The 17,171-nt window shown below is 66.5% G+C and carries 21 protein-coding genes and 1 tRNA gene; 10 read left to right on the forward strand and 12 right to left on the reverse strand.

Going from position 1 to position 17,171, the window contains the following annotated elements:
• Nucleotides 1–237 precede the first annotated feature (237 nt).
• The 5 genes from recQ to J2X70_RS19365 all read left to right on the forward strand — a co-directional run bounded on the left by recQ (nt 238) and on the right by J2X70_RS19365 (nt 6,074).
• Nucleotides 238–2,043 (forward strand): DNA helicase RecQ, encoded by a 1,806-nt coding sequence (gene recQ, locus J2X70_RS19345; protein WP_025874645.1) that lies wholly within the window; start codon nt 238–240, stop codon nt 2,041–2,043.
• Nucleotides 2,044–2,217: 174 nt separating this feature from the next.
• Entirely contained in the window at nt 2,218–2,604 is a 387-nt protein-coding gene (locus tag J2X70_RS19350; protein ID WP_309911746.1) for a CopL family metal-binding regulatory protein, read from the forward strand.
• 75 nt (nt 2,605–2,679) lie between these two features.
• Nucleotides 2,680–4,524, forward strand: coding sequence for a copper resistance system multicopper oxidase (locus J2X70_RS19355; protein WP_248148959.1), 1,845 nt, complete (start codon nt 2,680–2,682; stop codon nt 4,522–4,524).
• The gene (locus J2X70_RS19360) at nt 4,521–5,480 is read left to right on the forward strand and encodes a copper resistance protein B (RefSeq protein WP_218787871.1); all 960 of its coding nucleotides are present in this window, start codon (nt 4,521–4,523) and stop codon (nt 5,478–5,480) included. The genes J2X70_RS19355 and J2X70_RS19360 overlap by 4 nt, the downstream gene beginning before the upstream one ends.
• Before the next feature lie 81 nt (nt 5,481–5,561).
• Complete coding sequence (locus tag J2X70_RS19365) at nt 5,562–6,074, forward strand: GNAT family N-acetyltransferase (protein WP_134832981.1); 513 nt, start codon at nt 5,562–5,564, stop codon at nt 6,072–6,074.
• 108 nt (nt 6,075–6,182) lie between these two features.
• Here J2X70_RS19365 and J2X70_RS19370 read toward each other — a convergent pair whose 3' ends face one another.
• Nucleotides 6,183–6,506, reverse strand: a complete 324-nt coding sequence (locus J2X70_RS19370) for a zf-TFIIB domain-containing protein (protein ID WP_025874650.1) — start codon at nt 6,504–6,506, stop codon at nt 6,183–6,185.
• A 180-nt stretch (nt 6,507–6,686) separates the two neighbouring features.
• Here J2X70_RS19370 and J2X70_RS19375 point away from each other — a divergent pair, with 180 nt between their 5' ends.
• Both J2X70_RS19375 and J2X70_RS19380 read left to right on the forward strand, forming a co-directional pair.
• Nucleotides 6,687–7,424 (forward strand): CPBP family glutamic-type intramembrane protease, encoded by a 738-nt coding sequence (locus J2X70_RS19375; RefSeq protein WP_309911784.1) that lies wholly within the window; start codon nt 6,687–6,689, stop codon nt 7,422–7,424.
• Nucleotides 7,425–7,516: 92 nt separating this feature from the next.
• On the forward strand, nt 7,517–7,942 hold the full coding sequence (locus J2X70_RS19380; protein WP_025874652.1) for a response regulator: 426 nt from the start codon (nt 7,517–7,519) through the stop codon (nt 7,940–7,942).
• A gap of 189 nt (nt 7,943–8,131) precedes the next feature.
• On the opposite strand, the gene J2X70_RS19385 is transcribed toward J2X70_RS19380, so the two are convergent.
• From J2X70_RS19385 to J2X70_RS19415, 7 genes are all read right to left on the reverse strand, one after another.
• Nucleotides 8,132–9,067, reverse strand: a complete 936-nt coding sequence (locus tag J2X70_RS19385) for an alpha/beta hydrolase-fold protein (protein ID WP_309911750.1) — start codon at nt 9,065–9,067, stop codon at nt 8,132–8,134.
• Between the two features lie 85 nt (nt 9,068–9,152).
• Complete coding sequence (locus J2X70_RS19390; RefSeq protein WP_309911752.1) at nt 9,153–9,998, reverse strand: alpha/beta hydrolase-fold protein; 846 nt, start codon at nt 9,996–9,998, stop codon at nt 9,153–9,155.
• A gap of 145 nt (nt 9,999–10,143) precedes the next feature.
• Complete coding sequence (locus tag J2X70_RS19395; protein WP_025874658.1) at nt 10,144–10,608, reverse strand: lysis system i-spanin subunit Rz; 465 nt, start codon at nt 10,606–10,608, stop codon at nt 10,144–10,146.
• Between the two features lie 3 nt (nt 10,609–10,611).
• Complete coding sequence (locus J2X70_RS19400; RefSeq protein ID WP_059064876.1) at nt 10,612–11,148, reverse strand: lysozyme; 537 nt, start codon at nt 11,146–11,148, stop codon at nt 10,612–10,614.
• Nucleotides 11,145–11,342, reverse strand: a complete 198-nt coding sequence (locus tag J2X70_RS19405; RefSeq protein ID WP_025874660.1) for a hypothetical protein — start codon at nt 11,340–11,342, stop codon at nt 11,145–11,147. Before J2X70_RS19405 ends, J2X70_RS19400 begins: the two co-directional genes overlap by 4 nt.
• 124 nt (nt 11,343–11,466) lie before the next feature.
• The gene (locus tag J2X70_RS19410; RefSeq protein WP_025874661.1) at nt 11,467–11,895 is read right to left on the reverse strand and encodes a hypothetical protein; all 429 of its coding nucleotides are present in this window, start codon (nt 11,893–11,895) and stop codon (nt 11,467–11,469) included.
• Nucleotides 11,885–12,145: a YdaS family helix-turn-helix protein gene (locus J2X70_RS19415; RefSeq protein ID WP_309911755.1), complete on the reverse strand. Its 261-nt coding sequence runs from the start codon at nt 12,143–12,145 to the stop codon at nt 11,885–11,887. Before J2X70_RS19415 ends, J2X70_RS19410 begins: the two co-directional genes overlap by 11 nt.
• Nucleotides 12,146–12,229: 84 nt before the next feature.
• On the opposite strand from J2X70_RS19415, the gene J2X70_RS19420 reads away from it, so the two are divergent.
• Nucleotides 12,230–12,736, forward strand: a complete 507-nt coding sequence (locus tag J2X70_RS19420) for a hypothetical protein (protein WP_032951727.1) — start codon at nt 12,230–12,232, stop codon at nt 12,734–12,736.
• A gap of 88 nt (nt 12,737–12,824) precedes the next feature.
• Nucleotides 12,825–13,058 (forward strand): hypothetical protein, encoded by a 234-nt coding sequence (locus J2X70_RS19425; protein ID WP_025874663.1) that lies wholly within the window; start codon nt 12,825–12,827, stop codon nt 13,056–13,058.
• A 216-nt stretch (nt 13,059–13,274) separates the two neighbouring features.
• Here J2X70_RS19425 and J2X70_RS19430 read toward each other — a convergent pair.
• A tRNA-Lys gene (locus J2X70_RS19430) sits at nt 13,275–13,350 on the reverse strand.
• Nucleotides 13,351–13,496: 146 nt separating this feature from the next.
• Between J2X70_RS19430 and J2X70_RS19435 the strand changes: the two genes are divergently transcribed.
• Nucleotides 13,497–14,456, forward strand: a complete 960-nt coding sequence (locus J2X70_RS19435) for a DUF2268 domain-containing putative Zn-dependent protease (RefSeq protein WP_309911758.1) — start codon at nt 13,497–13,499, stop codon at nt 14,454–14,456.
• 211 nt (nt 14,457–14,667) lie between these two features.
• Here the strand turns inward: J2X70_RS19435 and queC are convergent, their stop codons facing one another.
• From queC to ybgF, 3 genes are all read right to left on the reverse strand, one after another.
• Nucleotides 14,668–15,333, reverse strand: coding sequence for a 7-cyano-7-deazaguanine synthase QueC (queC, locus tag J2X70_RS19440; RefSeq protein ID WP_032975132.1), 666 nt, complete (start codon nt 15,331–15,333; stop codon nt 14,668–14,670).
• Between the two features lie 77 nt (nt 15,334–15,410).
• Nucleotides 15,411–16,112, reverse strand: coding sequence for a 7-carboxy-7-deazaguanine synthase QueE (gene queE, locus J2X70_RS19445; RefSeq protein ID WP_134832987.1), 702 nt, complete (start codon nt 16,110–16,112; stop codon nt 15,411–15,413).
• Nucleotides 16,113–16,349: 237 nt separating this feature from the next.
• Nucleotides 16,350–17,168 (reverse strand): tol-pal system protein YbgF, encoded by an 819-nt coding sequence (ybgF, locus tag J2X70_RS19450; RefSeq protein WP_025874667.1) that lies wholly within the window; start codon nt 17,166–17,168, stop codon nt 16,350–16,352.
• Between the last annotated feature and the right edge of the window lie 3 nt (nt 17,169–17,171).

Below are 17,171 nucleotides of genomic sequence, written 5' to 3' on the forward strand. Positions count from 1 at the left end.
GGGCGGTGTGGGCTTGCAGGACCGTTGGCGCCATGGATGGCGCCATCGAGCCCCCATGGACGGGTTTACGGCGTGTCCTGCAAGCCCACACCGCACCGCCAAACCACGGATCCCCCCAGAGCCGGCTGTTGCTGTTGCTGTTGCTGTTGCTGTTGCCAGGGTTGCCGGCCAGCGGCCGGCACTACAGCAGGTGCCGGGTGCAACCCGGCCGAACCCCCGCCGGGGTAAACTAGCTGGATGGCTTCCCGTCCCGCGCACGACCTGCTCCGCCGCGTCTTTGGTTACGACGATTTCCGTGGTCCGCAGCAGGACATCGTGGAGCATGTGGCTGCCGGTCACGATGCCCTGGTACTGATGCCCACCGGCGGCGGCAAATCACTGTGCTACCAGGTGCCCGCCCTGCTGCGTGACGGCTGTGGCATCGTCATCTCGCCGCTGATCGCGCTGATGCAGGACCAGGTCGAAGCCCTGCGCCAGCTCGGTGTGCGCGCCGAATTCCTGAACTCGACCCTGGACGCCGAAACGGCTGGCCGGGTCGAACGCGAACTGCTCGCCGGTGAGCTCGACATGCTCTATGTCGCTCCCGAGCGCCTGCTGACCGGCCGCTTCCTGTCGCTGCTGTCGCGCAGCCGGATCGCCCTGTTCGCCATCGACGAAGCCCATTGCGTGTCGCAATGGGGCCACGACTTCCGCCCCGAATACCGGCAGCTGACCGTCCTGCACGAGCGCTGGCCGGAGATTCCGCGGATCGCCCTGACCGCCACCGCCGACCCGCCAACCCAGCGCGAGATCGCCGAGCGGCTGGACCTGGCCGAAGCACGTCACTTCGTCAGCTCCTTCGATCGCCCCAACATCCGCTACACCGTGGTGCAGAAGGACAACGCCCGCAAGCAGCTGAGCGATTTCCTGCGCAGCCATCGCAGCGAGGCCGGCATCGTCTACTGCATGTCTCGGCGCAAGGTGGAGGAAACCGCCGAGTTCCTGTGCACGCAGGGGTTCAATGCCCTGCCCTACCACGCCGGCCTGCCCGCGGAAGTGCGTGCCAACAACCAGCGCCGTTTCCTGCGCGAAGACGGCATCGTCATGTGCGCGACCATCGCCTTCGGCATGGGCATCGACAAGCCGGACGTACGTTTTGTCGCCCATACCGACCTGCCCAAGTCGATGGAAGGCTACTACCAGGAAACCGGCCGCGCCGGGCGCGATGGCGAAGCCGCCGAGGCCTGGCTCTGCTACGGCCTGGGCGATGTGGTACTGCTCAAGCAGATGATCGAGCAGTCCGAGGCCAGCGAGGAGCGCAAGCAGCTGGAGCGGTCCAAGCTCGACCACCTGCTGGGGTACTGCGAATCGATGCAGTGCCGCCGCCAGGTGCTGCTGGCCGGTTTCGGCGAGACCTATCCCAAGCCCTGCGGCAACTGCGATAACTGCCTCACCCCGCCGGCGGCCTGGGACGCCACCATCCCTGCGCAGAAGGCATTGAGCTGTGTATACCGCAGTGGCCAGCGCTTCGGCGTCGGCCACCTGATCGACGTCCTGCGCGGCAGCGAGAACGAGAAGGTCAAGCAGCAGGGCCACGACAAGCTGAGCACCTACGCCATCGGCCGCGACCTGGATGCACGCACCTGGCGCAGCGTGTTCCGCCAGCTGGTGGCCGCCAGCCTGCTGGAAGTGGACAGCGAGGGCCACGGTGGCCTGCGCCTGACCGATGCCAGCCGCGATGTGCTGACCGGTCGCCGCCAGATCAGCATGCGCCGCGATGCGGTCAGTGCCAGCGCCGGGCGCGAACGCAGCGCGCAACGCACCGGCCTGTCGGTGCTGCCGCAGGACCTGGCCCTGTTCAATGCGCTGCGCGGCCTGCGCGCCGAGCTGGCGCGCGAGCAGAACGTGCCGGCCTTCGTGATCTTCCACGACAGCACCCTGCGCAACATCGCCGAACAGCGCCCGACCTCGCTGGACGAGCTGGCCCGGGTCGGTGGCATCGGCGGCACCAAGCTCAGCCGCTATGGCCCGAGGTTGGTCGAGATCGTGCGCGAAGAGGGATGACCCCAGTAGCGCCGGGCCATGCCCGGCGGCCCGCATATCGACCGCGCTTCACGCTCGCCGGGCATGGCCAGAAGCTACCAGGCTGCGCGATTGCGCACCCTCGCCCGGCTCAAACCTTGAACCACCCGTTCAGCCGGATGTGCATGTCCGCCCACTTGCCGCTAGATTAGCGCCATGTCCATCGCCTCGACCCTGCTCCGTGTCGTGCTCATGCTCAGCCTGTTGCTCAACGGGCTGAACGCGGCCATGGCCAGCGGGCACGAGGACATGGGCCGCATGGCCCATGCGATGGCCTCGGCGATGACCGATGAAGGCGACGCCGACTGCCACCACCACGCCGGCATGACGGCCGACGAGGCGCCGCAGGCCAAGGCCCCCGCCCACGACGCACACTGCCAGATCAAGGACTGCGTGCGCAGCTGTGCCCAGCACCCGCTGCTGGCCGTGCAGGCACTGCCTTTCCTGACCGGTCCCGGTCTTTCCCTGACCCCGCAGCCGATGCCTGCCAATGGCCGCCCGGCACCGCCGCTGCCGCCGATCTCACGCCCTCCCATCGGCTGATCCAACACGCCTCGTGCGCGCTGCGCACTGAAGCCGGCCCTGCGCTGGCGTCTTTCCGTGTTTGGAGTCACCACCATGAGTACCCGTATTCCTCCCGGCCCGGGCGCTGTGCCCATGCCGTCGCGCCGTCTGTTCGTGCAGGGCATCGCTGCTGGCGGCGTGGTCGCCGGCATCGCCGCGGCCGGCATCCCGCAGCGCGCGCTCGCCGCCGCTTCTGCCGCGCCACGCCTGGCCGGCGCACCTTCGGTCATCAGCGATACCCGCGTCGAACTGGCGATCGGCGAGTCGCTGGCCAACTTCACCGGACGCACCCGCCCGGCGATCACCGTCAACGGATCGCTGCCGGCACCGATCCTGCGCTGGCGCGAAGGCCAGACCGTGGACCTGTTCGTGCGCAACACGCTCGGCCAGCACCCTACTTCGATCCACTGGCACGGCATCCTGCTGCCGGCCAACATGGATGGCGTGCCCGGCCTGAGCTTCAACGGCATCGGCCCCGGCGAGACCTACCACTACCACTTCGACCTCAAGCAGTCCGGCACCTACTGGTATCACAGCCATTCGCTGTTCCAGGAACAGGCGGGGCTGTACGGCGCGCTGATCATCGACCCGGCCGAACCGGCGCCGTACCGGCATGACCGCGAGCACGTGATCATGCTGTCCGACTGGACCGACATGGATCCCGGCGCGTTGTTCCGGCGCATGAAGAAGCTCGCCGAGCACGACAACTACTACAAGCGCACCCTGCCCGACTTCCTGCGCGACGCGCGTCGCGATGGCTGGTCGGCCGCGCTGTCCGACCGCGGCATGTGGGGCCGGATGCGGATGACGCCCAGCGACATCTCCGACATCAACGCGCACACCTACACCTACCTGATGAACGGGACCGCGCCGGCCGGCAACTGGACCGGGCTGTTCCGCAGTGGCGAAAAGGTGCTGCTGCGTTTCATCAACGGTGCGTCGATGACCTACTTCGACGTGCGCATTCCCGGCCTGAAGATGACCGTGGTCGCCGCCGACGGCCAGTACATCCATCCGGTCAGCATCGACGAGTTCCGCATCGCCCCGGCCGAAACCTACGACGTACTGGTGGAACCCAGCGGCCAGGATGCCTTCACCATCTTCTGCCAGGACATGGGCCGCACGGGTTATGCCGCCGGCACCCTCGCCGTGCGGCATGGGCTGCAGGCACCGATTCCCGCGCGCGATCCGCGCCCGTTGCTGACGATGGGCGACATGGGCCATGACATGGCCCATGTCACAGGAATGTCGGGTCACGACATGGGCGGCGGTGGCCACGGCGGACACGACATGGCAGCAATGAAGGGCATGGAAGGCGGCTGCGGTGCCAGCATGGGCCACGGCGCACATGGCGGCGGCGAGACCGCCAGCAAAGCGCCAAAGCATCCGGCCAGCGAGCGCAACAATCCGCTGGTGGACATGCAGAGTTCGGCCACCGAGCCCAAGCTGGACGACCCCGGCATCGGCCTGCGCGACAACGGCCGCCAGGTGCTGACCTATGGTGCGATGCGCAGCCTGTTCGAAGACCCCGATGGCCGCGAGCCCGGCCGCGAGATCGAGCTGCACCTGACCGGCCACATGGAAAAGTTCTCCTGGTCGTTCGACGGCATTCCCTTCGCCGGTGCCGAACCGCTGCGCCTGAACTACGGCGAGCGCATGCGCATCGTGCTGGTCAACGACACCATGATGCAGCACCCGATCCACCTGCATGGCGTGTGGAGCGACCTGGAAAACGCGCAGGGTGAATTCCAGGTGCGCAAGCACACCATCGACATGCCGCCCGGTACACGCCGCACCTATCGCGTACGTGCCGATGCCCTCGGCCGCTGGGCCTACCACTGCCACCTGCTGTACCACATGGAAGCAGGCATGATGCGCGAAGTGAGGATCGAAGAATGAGCCGTTCCCTGCTTGCCCCAAGCCTGTTGACCCTCGGCCTGTTGGCCGCGCTGCCCACCTTCGCGCAGTCCCATGCCGGCCATGACATGACCGCACACGCGCCTCCTGCCGATGCCACGCCAGCGGCCGACGTGGATCATTCGAAGATGGACCATTCGAAGATGGATCACGGTGCGATGGACCATTCAACGATGGACCATGGCGCGATGGATCACGCGACAATGGGCCACGGCACGCCCGCGCCGACGCAGCCGCGCGAACCGATACCTGTCCCCACCGATGCCGATCGTGCGGCCGCGTTTCCCCCCATCGCGCATGGTGCGATGGAGCACCCACCGGAAATCCACAGCCTGCTGCTGATCGATCGCCTGGAACACTGGGATGGAAAGAACGGCAACGGCCAGGCCTGGGAGGCCAGTGGCTGGATCGGCGGCAACATCAACCGCCTGTGGCTGCGCACCGATGGCGAACGCAGCGAAGGCCGCACGGAATCATCAGGCGTGGAAGCGCTGTACGGGCGTGCAATTTCGCCGTGGTGGGACGTGCTGGTCGGTGTACGCCAGGACTTCCGCCCCGCCGATTCACGCACCTGGGCGGCGATCGGCATCCAGGGCTTGGCGCCGTACAAGTTCGAAAGCTCGGCCACGCTGTATGCCGGTTCCGGTGGCCAGCTGATGGCCAAGGCCGAAATCGAATACGACGTGCTGTTGACCAACCGGTTGATCCTGCAGCCCCTGCTGGAAGCTACCGTGGCCAGCAAGGACGAACCGGAGCACGGCATCGGCCGCGGCCTCAACAAGGTCGAAGCCGGACTGCGCCTGCGCTACGAGTTCAATCGCCGCTTCGCGCCGTACATCGGCATCAGCCACGAACGGGCTTTCGGTGATACCGCCGACTATGCCGGCGACCATGCACGCGACACACGCTGGGTCGCCGGCATCCGCATGTGGTTCTGAGCAGCGGATCATGAGCAGCAGCCAGCCCCGGCAACCGCCGGGGCCGGCTACACTGCCGCACGTTCCATTGCAGGCTGCACCATGTCGTTGCATATCCGCCGCGCCACCCTGGCCGACGTCGACGCGTTGTCGGCGATCGCCATCGCCACCTATATCGAAACCTGGGGCGATTCCTATCCGCCGCAGGACCTGCGCACCTTCCTGCAGGATCACTACGGCGCCGAGCCGCAGCGAGCGGAACTGTCCGACCCGCGCAGCGCGGTGTGGCTGCTGCTGGAGGGTGAGACGGTGGTGGGCTATCTGGCCGCCGGCGCCAACACCCTTCCGCATGCCGAAGCACGTGAAGGCGACATCGAACTGAAGCGGCTGTACATCCTGGCCAGCCACCAGAACGGCGGCCACGGCGCGCGCCTGATGGATGCCTTCATGACCTGGCTGGACCAGCCGCAGCGCCGCACTCTGTGGGTGGGCGTGTGGGAAGAGAACTTCGGCGCGCAGCGCTTCTACGCGCGCTACGGCTGCAGCAAGGCCGGCGAGTATGACTTCATCGTCGGTGACAGCCGCGACCGCGAGTTCATCCTGCGCCGGCCCTGAGCCGCGTTCCTGTAGAGTCGAGCCAGGCTCGACGCCTGTTCTGGTAGATGCCGACCTTGGTCGGCGCGGCCCCAAAGAGCAAAGCCGAGCAAGGCTCGACGCTGCTACCTAGAAGTCGAACAACTCCGACAGGAAGCTTTCCTTCTTCTTTTTCTTGTAGCCCTGGCTGTACTGGCCACGGTTGTCATCGTGGCGCTGGCCGAGATGACGGGTATCGCGATGCATCACCGGCGGCGGAGCGGCCTGCGGTTGCACCGGCGCGGGCCCTGGCGGCGGCATGGCGGCACCTGCACCGTCAGTGGCGCGCTCGATGATCTTGTCGAGTTCGCCACGATCCAGCCATACGCCACGGCAGCTCGGGCAGTAGTCGATCTCGATGCCATGGCGCTCGGCCATCTGCAGGGTCTGGGTCTTGCACACGGGGCACAGCATTCGCATTGCTCCTGTCGGTCTGGCCTCGACTGTACCTGTGTGCGGATGACTGTGCGGCAACGCATGACCGATGGCACAGGGACTTCCGGCGCGTGCCGCCACGTCCGCCGCCCTGCAGACTGCCTCGCGACCTCGCTGCAAGGAATGCATGTGACTGCCCGTGACTCGACTCCCACCGGCATGCGCCTGTTGCTGGTGCTGCTTGGCGTTGGCCTCGGCCTGAACGTGCGCGACATCAGTGCCACGCTGGGCGCGCCGATTCCCGCCCTGCCCATGCCCTACGGTGGCAGCCTGCTCGACAACGCGCTGGCGGTGCTAGTCGCACTGCTGCTGGCCACGCTCCTGCGCTCCCGCGGAGTGGGCCTGCTGGCCAGCCTCGGCCTGCGCGGAAACGGCATGCGTGGCCCGTTGTGGGTGCTGCTGGCCAGCCTGCCGTGCTGGCTGGGGCTGGCCCTGCTGGGGACGCCCAACACGGCGCTGACGACGCTGGACGCCACGATGCTGGCCGTGCTGTTCCCGCTGGCCGAAGAAGTGCTGTTCCGCGGCCTCGGCTTCGTGCTGCTGGCGAAGATCGTGCGCGGCCCCTGGCCGTTGCTCGCACTGCCGCAGGCCCTGCTGTTCGGCGTGGTGCACTGGCTGGGCTTCGGCGGCTTCGACGGCGGCGGCGTGGCCCTGTTCGTCGGCGTAGTGATCGCCTTCGGCGGTTTCATCTTCGCCTGGCTCGACCACCTCGACGGCAACACCCTGTGGTGCGGTCTGGTCCTGCACGTGTCGATGAACCTGGCCTGGAATGTGTTCAGCCTCGACGACGCCGTTGCGCTGGGCTGGCAGGCCACCAGCCTGCGCATCGGCACTACGCTGCTGGCAGTGGCAGCGCTGGCCTGGCATGTGCGGACCCAGCGCAACCGCGCGCTGTAACGCTGGCTTAGCCGATCCTGCACGCGGGGCTCACTGGGGGCTTGCGCATACTTGCGCGCCTTTCATGCCCTGCCGTCCGGAGTTGTTGCGTCATGCTGCTGTCCAAGCGCCACGTTGAACCACGCGTCCTGCTGATCGAAGACGCCGAGGAAACCCGTGAACTGAGCCGGATGGCGCTGGAGAGCCAGGCCTGCCACGTCGCAGGCGTCAGCAGCGCCGAAGCCGCGCTGGGCCTGCTGGCCGCCGGAGAGCGCTTCGACCTGATGTTCACCGACGTCAATCTCGGCCTGGTCAGCGGCATCGAGGCCGCCAACCGCGTGCGCAGCCTGTATCCGCAGCTGCCGATCCTGGTGACCTCTGGCATGGACCAGCATGCCGTGCTGCCGCAACTGCACGACGGCATTCATTTCCTGCCCAAGCCCTACAACATGAGCGAGCTGCTGGATGCGATCCGGCTGTGCTTCCGCCATGCCGCCGATGCCGCGCTGATGCCGGCGCCGCAGGCAAGCGCGGCCTGAGGCTGCCATCCACGCGTTGCGTGGATCTACTGGTGCATCCACGCATGGCGTGGATCTACTGCTCCATCCACGCGTTGCGTGGGTCTACTGGTGCATCCACGCATGGCGTGGCTCTACGGCGATGCGCACCGTTGCGTGAACGGAAAATGCTGCCAGTAGATCCACGCCATGCGTGGATGGAGCCGGCCGTCAGCCGCCGGTATACGGCCCTTCGCCCGGGAGTACCTGCAGCAGCGCACCGGTGATCACGCGTGGATATACGGTGAGATGGTCTTCGCCATCAATCACGATGTTCTCCACCTGCAGCTTGCGACCGCTGCGCTGCAGCTGGCCGGCGAAGTCGGCGGTCTGCCGCAGCATGTCGTTGCCCGTTGAATAGCGCGGCCCCGACTTGACCGTCTCGTAGCCGCCGACCGACAGCAGTACGCGGATGGGCTGTGACGGCATCACGGCGGCATCCTGCATGCGCGGCAGCAGGCCCTGGTCGAACCACAGCGACGGACTGGACAGGATGTAGGTGCCGAACATGTCGGGCTGGGTCGTCAGCACGTAAGCACCCAACAGCGCGCCATAGGAATGACCCGCAAACACGCGCCGGGCCGGATCGGTACGGTAGCGCGCATCGATCATCGGCAGCGCGTGGTCAGCCAGGAAGTCGCGGTAATGGGCCGCGCCGCCATAGGTCACGTCATCGCTGTAGTAGCCGGCAGGGGTGCGCACAGGATCACTGGGGGTGTAGTCGCGCGAGCGGCTCTGTTTGGAGGTCAGGCCTTCCTGCGGCGGCAAACCGACCAGGATGAAATCCTCGATGTTGACGCCCTGCTGCCCCACCAGGTTGCGTATGCTGCGCACCAGCGGAAAGCTGTACAGCGCATCGGTCACGTACACCACCGGATAACGCTTCTGCGGATGCGCCGCGTAGCCGGAAGGCAACGCCACCCACAGGGCATAGTCGCGCCCGATCGGGTCATGCACGCGCAGTGACTCGGTATCGGGCAGCACAACGCCTGGCACCGCCGTCGCGCTTTCCCTGGCTTCACTCTGCGTTGCCGGCGGCGCCACCGACATCGCGCAACCTGCCAAGGCCAGGCAGGCCAGCACACTCCATCCACGCACACGCTGCATCCGCGCTCTCCTGTTGCGGGCGGCGCACCCAGGTGGCGCCGCTGATGCATCCTCACACACCGCGTTGTTGCGCGCCAAACCCCTCTCAGGGCGACGCCGGCGGCGGTGCCGGGAACAACGTACGCAGGCCCAGCAGGGCCGCCGGGTGGTAGATCGTCGCGTGGGTCTCTTCCGGCAGCGGCTGGTACTTCACCAGCGTTGCCGGCGAGGCCTGCTGCAGCAGCGCCGCCAAGCGCGCGCTCGACGCTGCCAGTTCCGGCTGGCCACTGCTGGCCAGGAACAGCCGCGCACCGCTGCGCGCAACCGACGGCACCTGCTTGCCTGCGCCAGACAACAAGGCGCCGTGGTTCCACCACAGGCTGGCGTCCAGCGCGATATAGCTGTTGAACAAGGCCGGTTCCTGCAGCAGCGTCTCGATCACGAACAACCCGGCCAGCGACTCCCCGATCAACGCGCGCTCGTCGGTGGTCGCATAACGCTGGCGTACCTGCGGCATCAGTTCATCGCGCAGGAAATCACGGTACGCCGCCGAGCCACCGATGCGCGGCGCGATCTTCCGATCCTCCGCCACGTTGCTGGGGCCGGTCATGTCGCGGCGGCGCTCGGTGTTCTCGATGCCGACCAGCAGGAACGGGCGCATGCTGCCGTTGCCGGTCAGCACCTGCACCAACCCGGCCACGTGCAGGAAGTCCTCGCCGATGCCGCCGTCGGGCATGTACAGCACCGGCAGTGGCGTCTTCGGGTCCAGGCCCCACGGCTGCGGGCGATAGACGTTGATGCGGCGGGTTTCGCCCAGCGCCTTGGATTGGATGGTGAAGGTCTCACCGATCACCAGCGGCGAAGCGGCCGCCGTCTGCGCCGTCGGTTCGGCGGCCATCAGCGGCGCGGCGGAGACAGCGGACAACAACAGCGACAGCACGATCAAACGCATGGGGCGGCCATCCCGGGAAAGACGCTGAGCATAACGCCACACTGATCGCACGGCAGACTTCATATCGCCCGCTATTGCGAAGATCCGCTGGTGAACGCTCGTCATGGGTTACCGAAGGTCTGACCCCACCGCGACCCGCACGCCTTCAACGCCGGTCCAACGCGATCACCGCCTGGCAGCTCCTGAGCTGGTCGTCGGCGTCGCGTCCGATTCGAACAAGCGCTGCCGCAACCTCTGCTCGTAGTTGGGCGCCCGCATCACGTTCGCGGGCGCTGGCGGTGGCGTCGGACAAGCGACCGGTATGACAGGCGGCGAGGTCGTTGCGCAACCGGAGACTGCCAGCACGCAGGCCAGCAACCACCTCTGTTTCCACTTCGGCCGCACGCTCTCGATCTTGTTCATGCTGTTCTCCCAGCGAGGCCATCGCCCCGGTCTGTACCGCCTGCCGTTCGCGCGCTGCGCGCTCGGCCTGCATTGCCTCGGCATGCTGCAGCGACGCAACCTCTGCCTTTGCGGCATCGCTGCGATCGCCACGCCAGCCCCAGCCTGCCGCGAACATCACCGACGACCACAGCACCAGCAGCGCAATCGCGATCAATGTGCGTGGCATCCCTCACTGCTCCGCCAGGCAGCGGGCATGACGCTGTTGCTGCCGTTGCCATACGCCCCAACACACCTTGTTGGGCTGTCCGTTGACCCGGGTCGAGCAGTCGTAGCCCCCTGCCCGCTTCCACAGCAGCAGCGCATCGCACGCTTGGCGGTACTCACCTCGCAGGAGATGCCGGCGCGTGGATGATCCATTCCAGTTGCCGATCCCATACTGGTAAAGGAAGTCGACATAGGTGTCGTACTCACCCTGGGTCAGCGCGACACCCGGCAACGATGCGCGGAATTGCGATTCCTCGCGCGCCAGGTGCGCTTCCACGGTGCGCAGCGCACGGACGGGCGTAGTCCGGTCTCCGAGCCGGACCGGCGTGCCGTCCTCGCGCCGGGTCGAGCCAAAACCATAGGTGGGCCGATCATTGCGGGTCGGCACCACCGCCGCGTCGGTATAGCCCTCATGCTCGACAATGGCGATCAGGCCTGCGGCACTGAGGACCAGCGCGGCAACCAGGCGGCGCATCGGCAACGCTGTGGGCGGCGTACTCATTCGCGTCCCTTCCGCCGCCACTCGCGCAGCCAGCGCCAGCACAGGTAAGCGATCTGTGCGGCGAGATAGATGATGGTCAGGACCACCACCAGGCGGTCCAGGGTGATGCCGGCGGCAAGTGCACCGGCAACGGTTACCGGCGGAGCCGATTTGGCCGCCGCTGCGCCCACTGCGCTGAAGATTTCTTCTTTCATGGAAAGTCCAGGATTTGATGCTGGCCACGACATACCGAGGTGGCCGGGAGAGGTGCCCGCCTCGCTGCCGGCTGGGCGCGAGGGTTCATCCGGTCGGGAGACGGGCGAAAGTTGAGCCCACCGCTCATGCGGCCTGGGCGATGCCTTCCATCCAGCCGCGCACGCGCTGGAAGCCCAGCTCGACCAGGTTCAGGTAATGCCGGTTGGAGACCGGTCGCTGCCCGCAGTTGGCGAGCAGCAGATTGGCGGTCTCGAAGCGCTCGACCTTGCGACGGCCGCGACCGCAGTAGTAGCCACGCAGTGCGCAGGCCATCGCCACGTTGTCACGGGCAACTGCGGTGATGATGTCTTCGATCTGCTGCGCCAGCAGGTCCGTCTCCAGTGGCTTGTACCCTTGCGCACGGCCGGGCATGTCGCCGCCATGCTCGATCAATACGGCCAGCAGGTTGCGTGATTGGAAGCCCAGGTATTCGCAGTCGCGATGCAGGGCGTATTCCCCGCCCCAGTGCTCCAGACGGCTGCGGACGTATTCGCCGAACGTATCAAGCTGCATGGTGGGCTTCTCCCTGGATGGACGACGGACCCGGCGCGAACACATCCGGGCGCAGGAATTCGCGACGGACCGCACCGGCCGTGGCCAGCTCGATGCGTCGGCACAGACGGGCGCCAGGCAACTTGTGGCCGCGGGCGATCATGTAGAGGGTCCGCAGCGCACAGCCGGTCTGCTGGGCCAGACGGCGCATCACGGGGCAACTGGGGGTGCCGTAGCCCCCTTGGGAGATGGCGTAGTCGATGAGGTTCATGGCCCCAGATTACCGCCCCGGTAATGCCAAGTCAATACCGTTTTGGTCATTTGCTGGATTGGTAATGCAGAGCACCATTTGCAGATGGACGCCAGTACCGCCCGCACCCTCAACATGCGCCTCCGCGTTGCCGCTGCCGGCGGCCCGGCCGAATGGGCCCGCCTGTTCGGCGGCACCCGCTGGGCGCAGCCCCAGGTCAGCCAGTGGATTTCGGAGAGCAACCCGAAGAGCATCGGCCATCGTCTGGCACGCGATCTCGAGTCGGCAATGCAACTCCCGCACGGCACGCTTGATCGTGCCGATCAGGACGTTGAGATGTCGCTTCAGTCTCAATCTACGGGACTGGATTTCGAGAAGATGAGCGCTGCGGTCAAGGTGCTTTCGCACTACCTGGAGCTGGTCGGCGATCCACCGGAATGGATCTACGATCCTGTGCTGCTGGAGACCGCATTCATGGTCGTGGACGAGTTCGGTCAGCCTTCGGCCCCGGACAATGTGCTCGACCTGACGAAGCTTCTGGCAAAACGGATCAGGGAGGCGAAGGATGACTCACACGCGACTCGAGGAGCTCGCACAGCGGTTGGCCGCTAGGACGCAGGAACTGCGCGGCGGTCGCAACCCGACACCTGCCTTGCGGGTGGTGGCCGGTGAGGCACATGCAGCCCCGGGAGAACGGCGGATGGACGCCATCATGCGCGAGTGGCATTGCCGCATGATCCGCAACGTACGCCGGCGCTGGGGGGAGCCGATGCAGCATGTGATCGACCAGGCCTGTTGCGGGGTGGTGGACATCGACCAGCTCGCCGACGATGCGTTGATCCAGCTGCACAAGGATATGGAACGCGCCGAGGAGTGCATCCGCGAGGGGATTTCCTTCCACGATGCGGGGCTTCTACGCGCGCACTACGGTTGAAAGAGACCAGGCCGGTCGATTCTGACCGGCCAGAACCGCACGATTCATTACTTTTTATTCCCGAATTAATTACCTTAAAGGTAATTAATTGGTGTTGCTGGAAGATTTCCTGCGCTGGCGCCGCGGCATGCCGACCGTGGCTGCACGCGGGCAACAAAAAAGCGCCTCTCGGCGCTTTCGGGGTTGCCCGGCAGGTGATGCCGGCGCTGTCTGCGATGGTGGGCCGTGATGGATTCGAACCATCGACCAAAAGATTAAAAGTCTTCTGCTCTACCGACTGAGCTAACGGCCCATGCAACATCCCTGCCTGTCGGCGGGGTGGGCATTCTACCCTACTTTGTGCGGTAGAGAGAAATCGTCGCAGTATCGGCCTGCAGTTAAACCGTTCCATGCCGCGGACGCATCTCATGCACACTCCTTCGTCCTTCGGAGCCACGGATGCGCCTGCCCTTCTTTCTGTTCGCCTGCCTGCTGCTGCCCTGCACCGTCACCGCCGCTGCGGCCCCATCGGTACAGATAGATGACATCGCCCGATTCTGGAGTACCTACGATGCCGTGCATGCCGAGCCCGATGCCGCGCAGAGGGTGGCCCTGGTCCGCCAGCACTACGTCGAGCCGGGCAGTGCCGGTCTGCACGCGCTGATGAAGGCGCGCAACTACACCGCCGCCGAATACGCACAAGCAATGCTCGCCTGGCCGCACTTCTGGGCCTCGGTGCGGCCGCTGACCGCCAACGCCCGGCAGGCCAGCGCTACGCTGGAGCGGGATCTGGCTGCGTTCCGCAGGCTTTACCCCGCCCTGCGCCCGGCCAGCATCACCTATGCGGTGGGCGTGCTGCGCACAGGCGGCACCACGCTGGGGGACCAGGTGCTGATCGGCGCGGAAATGGCACTCGGCGATGCAAGCGTGGATGTCAGCGAACTGCCGGAGCCGTTGCGCAGTCGCCTGCGGGTCTTCTACGACAGCGCGCCCGGCGCGAACAACGCGCAGAACAACCTGCATGAGTACGTGCACACCCAACAGCGCGAGACTACGGGATCGCTCGCACAGTACGCGGTGCGCGAAGGCGTGGCCGAGTACATCGCCAAGCGGATCAGCGGTCGCCGCCCGGCGCTGCCGCTGTATGCCTACGGGCCGTTGCACGAATCGGAGATCCGCGCTCGCTTCAGAGCGGAGATGGATGGCGATGCGCTGGACAACTGGCTGTACAACAACGCCCGCAATCCGTTCGGGGTGAGTGATGTGGGGTACTACGCTGGTTACCGCATCGCGCAGGAGTACATGCGGCAGCAGCCGGATGAGCAGGCGGCGATCGCGCGGATGATCGAGCTGGATTACAGCGATCCGGTTGCGGTGCGCGGTTTCATTGAAGCATCGGGTTGGCTGCCGCAGCGGTAGCGCCGGGCCGCGCCCGGCGGACAGCGCCAACCAAGGTTGGCACCTACCAGAATCAGACCTGCCGGGGCTGCCGGCCAGCGGCCGGCACTACCCGAATCCCAACATTGGTAGCGCCGGGCCGCGCCCGGCGGACAGCGCCAACCAAGGTTGGCACCTACCAGAATGAGACCTGCCGGGGAAGCCGGCCAGCGGCCGGCCCTACCAGAGCCGGTCAGGCGTACAGCGTCGGGTCGGCCACGCCGGCATCGGCGAAGCCCTGCGCGCGCAGGCGGCAGGCATCGCAATGCCCGCAGGCCGCGCCGCTGGCATCGGCGTTGTAGCAGGACACGGTCAGGCCGAAGTCCACGCCCAGTCGCACGCCTTCGCTGACGATCTGGCCCTTGCTGAGGAACTGCAGCGGCGCATGCACGGTGATGCCCGCGCCTTCCACGCCCGACTTGGTCGCCAGGTTGGCCAGCGCCTGGAAGGCGGCGATGAACTCGGGGCGGCAATCCGGGTAGCCGGAGTAGTCCACGGCGTTGACGCCGCAGAAGATGTCGTTGGCGCCAAGCACTTCGGCCCAGCCCAGCGCCAGCGACAGCATGATGGTGTTGCGCGCCGGCACGTAGGTGACCGGGATGCCCTCGCCGCCCGCCTCGGGCACGTCGATGTCGTCGGTCAGCGCCGAGCCGCCGATGCTGCGCAGGTCCACGTCCACGGTCTTGTGCACGATCACGCCCTGGGCCTTGGCCACGCGCGCGGCAGCATCCAGCTCGGAGGTGTGGCGCTGGCCGTAACGCACGCTGAGGGCATGCACGGCGAAGCCCTGTTCCTGGGCCATGGCGATGACGGCGGCTGAATCCATGCCGCCGGAGAGAAGCACGACTGCCTTCTTCATGGGTAAATCATCCGGTTGGGGGAGAAAGCCAGCACGCTGTCCCGCGCCGGAGCTACATCAGGAAACGCTGCGCCGGCTCATCGGCCCGGCTCGTCGTTCCACAGGATTTTATGCAACTGCATCTGGAAGCGCACCGGCAGCCGGTCTTCCACGATCCAGTCGGCCAGCTGGCGGGCAGTGATTTCGCCCTTGCTGGGAGAGAAGAACACCATCGTGCGCTGCACCAGCTGGTGTTCGACGACCATGGCCTTGGCCCAGTCGTAGTCTTCGCGGTTGCAGATCACGAACTTGATCTGGTCACGCGTGGTCAGCAGCGGCAGGTTTTCCCAGCGGTTGCGCGCGACCTCGGCCGAGCCCGGGGTCTTGATGTCGACCACGCGCGACACGCGCGGATCAACGGCGCTGACGTCCAACGCACCGGAGGTTTCCAGCGACACATCCAGGCCGGCATCGCACAGCTTCTGCAGCAGCACCAGGCAGCGCTTCTGCGCCAGCGGCTCGCCGCCGGTCACGCAGACGTGCCGCACGCCCTGCGCCTGCACGTGGGCGACGATGTCGTCGATGTCCCACCAGGTGCCGCCGTGGAAGGCGTAGGCGGTGTCGCAGTACTGGCAGCGCAGCGGGCAGCCGGTCAGGCGCACGAACACGGTCGGCCAACCGGCGGTATCGGCTTCGCCCTGCAGCGAGGTGAAGATCTCGGTGATCTTCAGGCGTGGCAGGGGCGACTGCACGATCTCGCTGGGCGTGGCAACGGCGGAGGACGGGGGAACGGCGGTCATGGCAGGGACTTCTTGGTGGGACACGTGGCGGGTGGGCTACCGTGGCCGGTAACGAACGCAGCCGAGCATGGCTCGGCTCTACAACAGCAGCCGGTCGGGTATGGCCCGACGGGTAATGCAAGCCGCCGGGCATGGCCCGGCGCTACCGGATCCGGACGGGTTTGCCGACCCGGAAACGAAAGCAGCCGAGCAAGGGCTCGGCGCTACGGGGAACACATTGTACGCCCGCTCAGCGGATCAGCGGATCTGATTGCCGAGGCGGATCGACTGCAGACGGTCCTGCGCGGTACGCGCGGCATCCGAGCCCGGGTATTGCGCCACGACGGTCTCCAGCGTCTGCTGGGCCTGGTCGACCTTGCCCTCGCCGTACTGCGAGAGGCCGACCTTGAGCAGGCCGCCAGCGGCCTTGTCGTGGGTGGGATAGCGCGAGAGCAGTTCGCGGAACTGGGACTCGGCCATCGGGAAATTGCGGGTGGCGTAATAGCTTTCACCCAGCCAGTACAGCGCATTGGGGGCGTAGACGCCGTTCGGGTACAGCTCCAGGAAGCTCAGGAACAGCTGTGCCGAATCATCGTACTTGCCCGCCTTCAATGCGTCGAAGGCCACGTTGTAGGACGTACGCTCGTCACCGGTGACGGCCAGGCTGCCCGGGTCACCATGGACGGAAGGCGGCCGCTCGGAAGTGGCCGCCGCTGCGGGTTTTGCCGGGGCTGCAGGAGCCTTCGGTGCGCTCGCCGGAACCGCAGGCAGGGCCGGGGCGGCAGAGCCCCCTTCCAACCGGTTCAGGCGGCTGTCCAGATCCAGGTACTGGTCCTGGGCGGTCTGCTTGAGCTGGGCGTTGTCGTGCTGGAGTTGCTCGATCGAGGCCTGCAGGCTGGTGACCTGCTGCCGCAGCTGATTGATCTGGTTCAACAGGTCCTGGTTGGCACTGTTGTTGTACATCTGCTGCTCGAGCGAACCGACGCGGTCGGCCAGGCTCTGACGTTGTGCATGCGCCGGTGCGGCAGCCACGAGGGCTGCCGCAACGACCAGCATCAGTTTGATGCCAAGGCGCATGGA

This window comes from Stenotrophomonas sp. 1337 (assembly GCF_031455455.1).
In the GTDB taxonomy this organism is placed as follows: domain Bacteria; phylum Pseudomonadota; class Gammaproteobacteria; order Xanthomonadales; family Xanthomonadaceae; genus Stenotrophomonas; species Stenotrophomonas indicatrix.

Bases quoted from the DNA above. Each gene is read 5' to 3' on its own strand.
- recQ (WP_025874645.1), top strand. From the start codon at position 238: ATGGCTTCCCGTCCCGCGCACGACCTGCTCCGCCGCGTCTTTGGTTAC.
- J2X70_RS19350 (WP_309911746.1), top strand. From the start codon at position 2,218: ATGTCCATCGCCTCGACCCTGCTCCGTGTCGTGCTCATGCTCAGCCTG.
- J2X70_RS19355 (WP_248148959.1), top strand. From the start codon at position 2,680: ATGAGTACCCGTATTCCTCCCGGCCCGGGCGCTGTGCCCATGCCGTCG.
- J2X70_RS19360 (WP_218787871.1), top strand. From the start codon at position 4,521: ATGAGCCGTTCCCTGCTTGCCCCAAGCCTGTTGACCCTCGGCCTGTTG.
- J2X70_RS19365 (WP_134832981.1), top strand. From the start codon at position 5,562: ATGTCGTTGCATATCCGCCGCGCCACCCTGGCCGACGTCGACGCGTTG.
- J2X70_RS19370 (WP_025874650.1), bottom strand. From the start codon at position 6,506: ATGCTGTGCCCCGTGTGCAAGACCCAGACCCTGCAGATGGCCGAGCGC.
- J2X70_RS19375 (WP_309911784.1), top strand. From the start codon at position 6,687: ATGCGCCTGTTGCTGGTGCTGCTTGGCGTTGGCCTCGGCCTGAACGTG.
- J2X70_RS19380 (WP_025874652.1), top strand. From the start codon at position 7,517: ATGCTGCTGTCCAAGCGCCACGTTGAACCACGCGTCCTGCTGATCGAA.
- J2X70_RS19385 (WP_309911750.1), bottom strand. From the start codon at position 9,067: ATGCAGCGTGTGCGTGGATGGAGTGTGCTGGCCTGCCTGGCCTTGGCA.
- J2X70_RS19390 (WP_309911752.1), bottom strand. From the start codon at position 9,998: ATGCGTTTGATCGTGCTGTCGCTGTTGTTGTCCGCTGTCTCCGCCGCG.
- J2X70_RS19395 (WP_025874658.1), bottom strand. From the start codon at position 10,608: ATGCCACGCACATTGATCGCGATTGCGCTGCTGGTGCTGTGGTCGTCG.
- J2X70_RS19400 (WP_059064876.1), bottom strand. From the start codon at position 11,148: ATGAGTACGCCGCCCACAGCGTTGCCGATGCGCCGCCTGGTTGCCGCG.
- J2X70_RS19405 (WP_025874660.1), bottom strand. From the start codon at position 11,342: ATGAAAGAAGAAATCTTCAGCGCAGTGGGCGCAGCGGCGGCCAAATCG.
- J2X70_RS19410 (WP_025874661.1), bottom strand. From the start codon at position 11,895: ATGCAGCTTGATACGTTCGGCGAATACGTCCGCAGCCGTCTGGAGCAC.
- J2X70_RS19415 (WP_309911755.1), bottom strand. From the start codon at position 12,145: ATGAACCTCATCGACTACGCCATCTCCCAAGGGGGCTACGGCACCCCC.
- J2X70_RS19420 (WP_032951727.1), top strand. From the start codon at position 12,230: ATGGACGCCAGTACCGCCCGCACCCTCAACATGCGCCTCCGCGTTGCC.
- J2X70_RS19425 (WP_025874663.1), top strand. From the start codon at position 12,825: ATGGACGCCATCATGCGCGAGTGGCATTGCCGCATGATCCGCAACGTA.
- J2X70_RS19435 (WP_309911758.1), top strand. From the start codon at position 13,497: ATGCGCCTGCCCTTCTTTCTGTTCGCCTGCCTGCTGCTGCCCTGCACC.
- queC (WP_032975132.1), bottom strand. From the start codon at position 15,333: ATGAAGAAGGCAGTCGTGCTTCTCTCCGGCGGCATGGATTCAGCCGCC.
- queE (WP_134832987.1), bottom strand. From the start codon at position 16,112: ATGACCGCCGTTCCCCCGTCCTCCGCCGTTGCCACGCCCAGCGAGATC.
- ybgF (WP_025874667.1), bottom strand. From the start codon at position 17,168: ATGCGCCTTGGCATCAAACTGATGCTGGTCGTTGCGGCAGCCCTCGTG.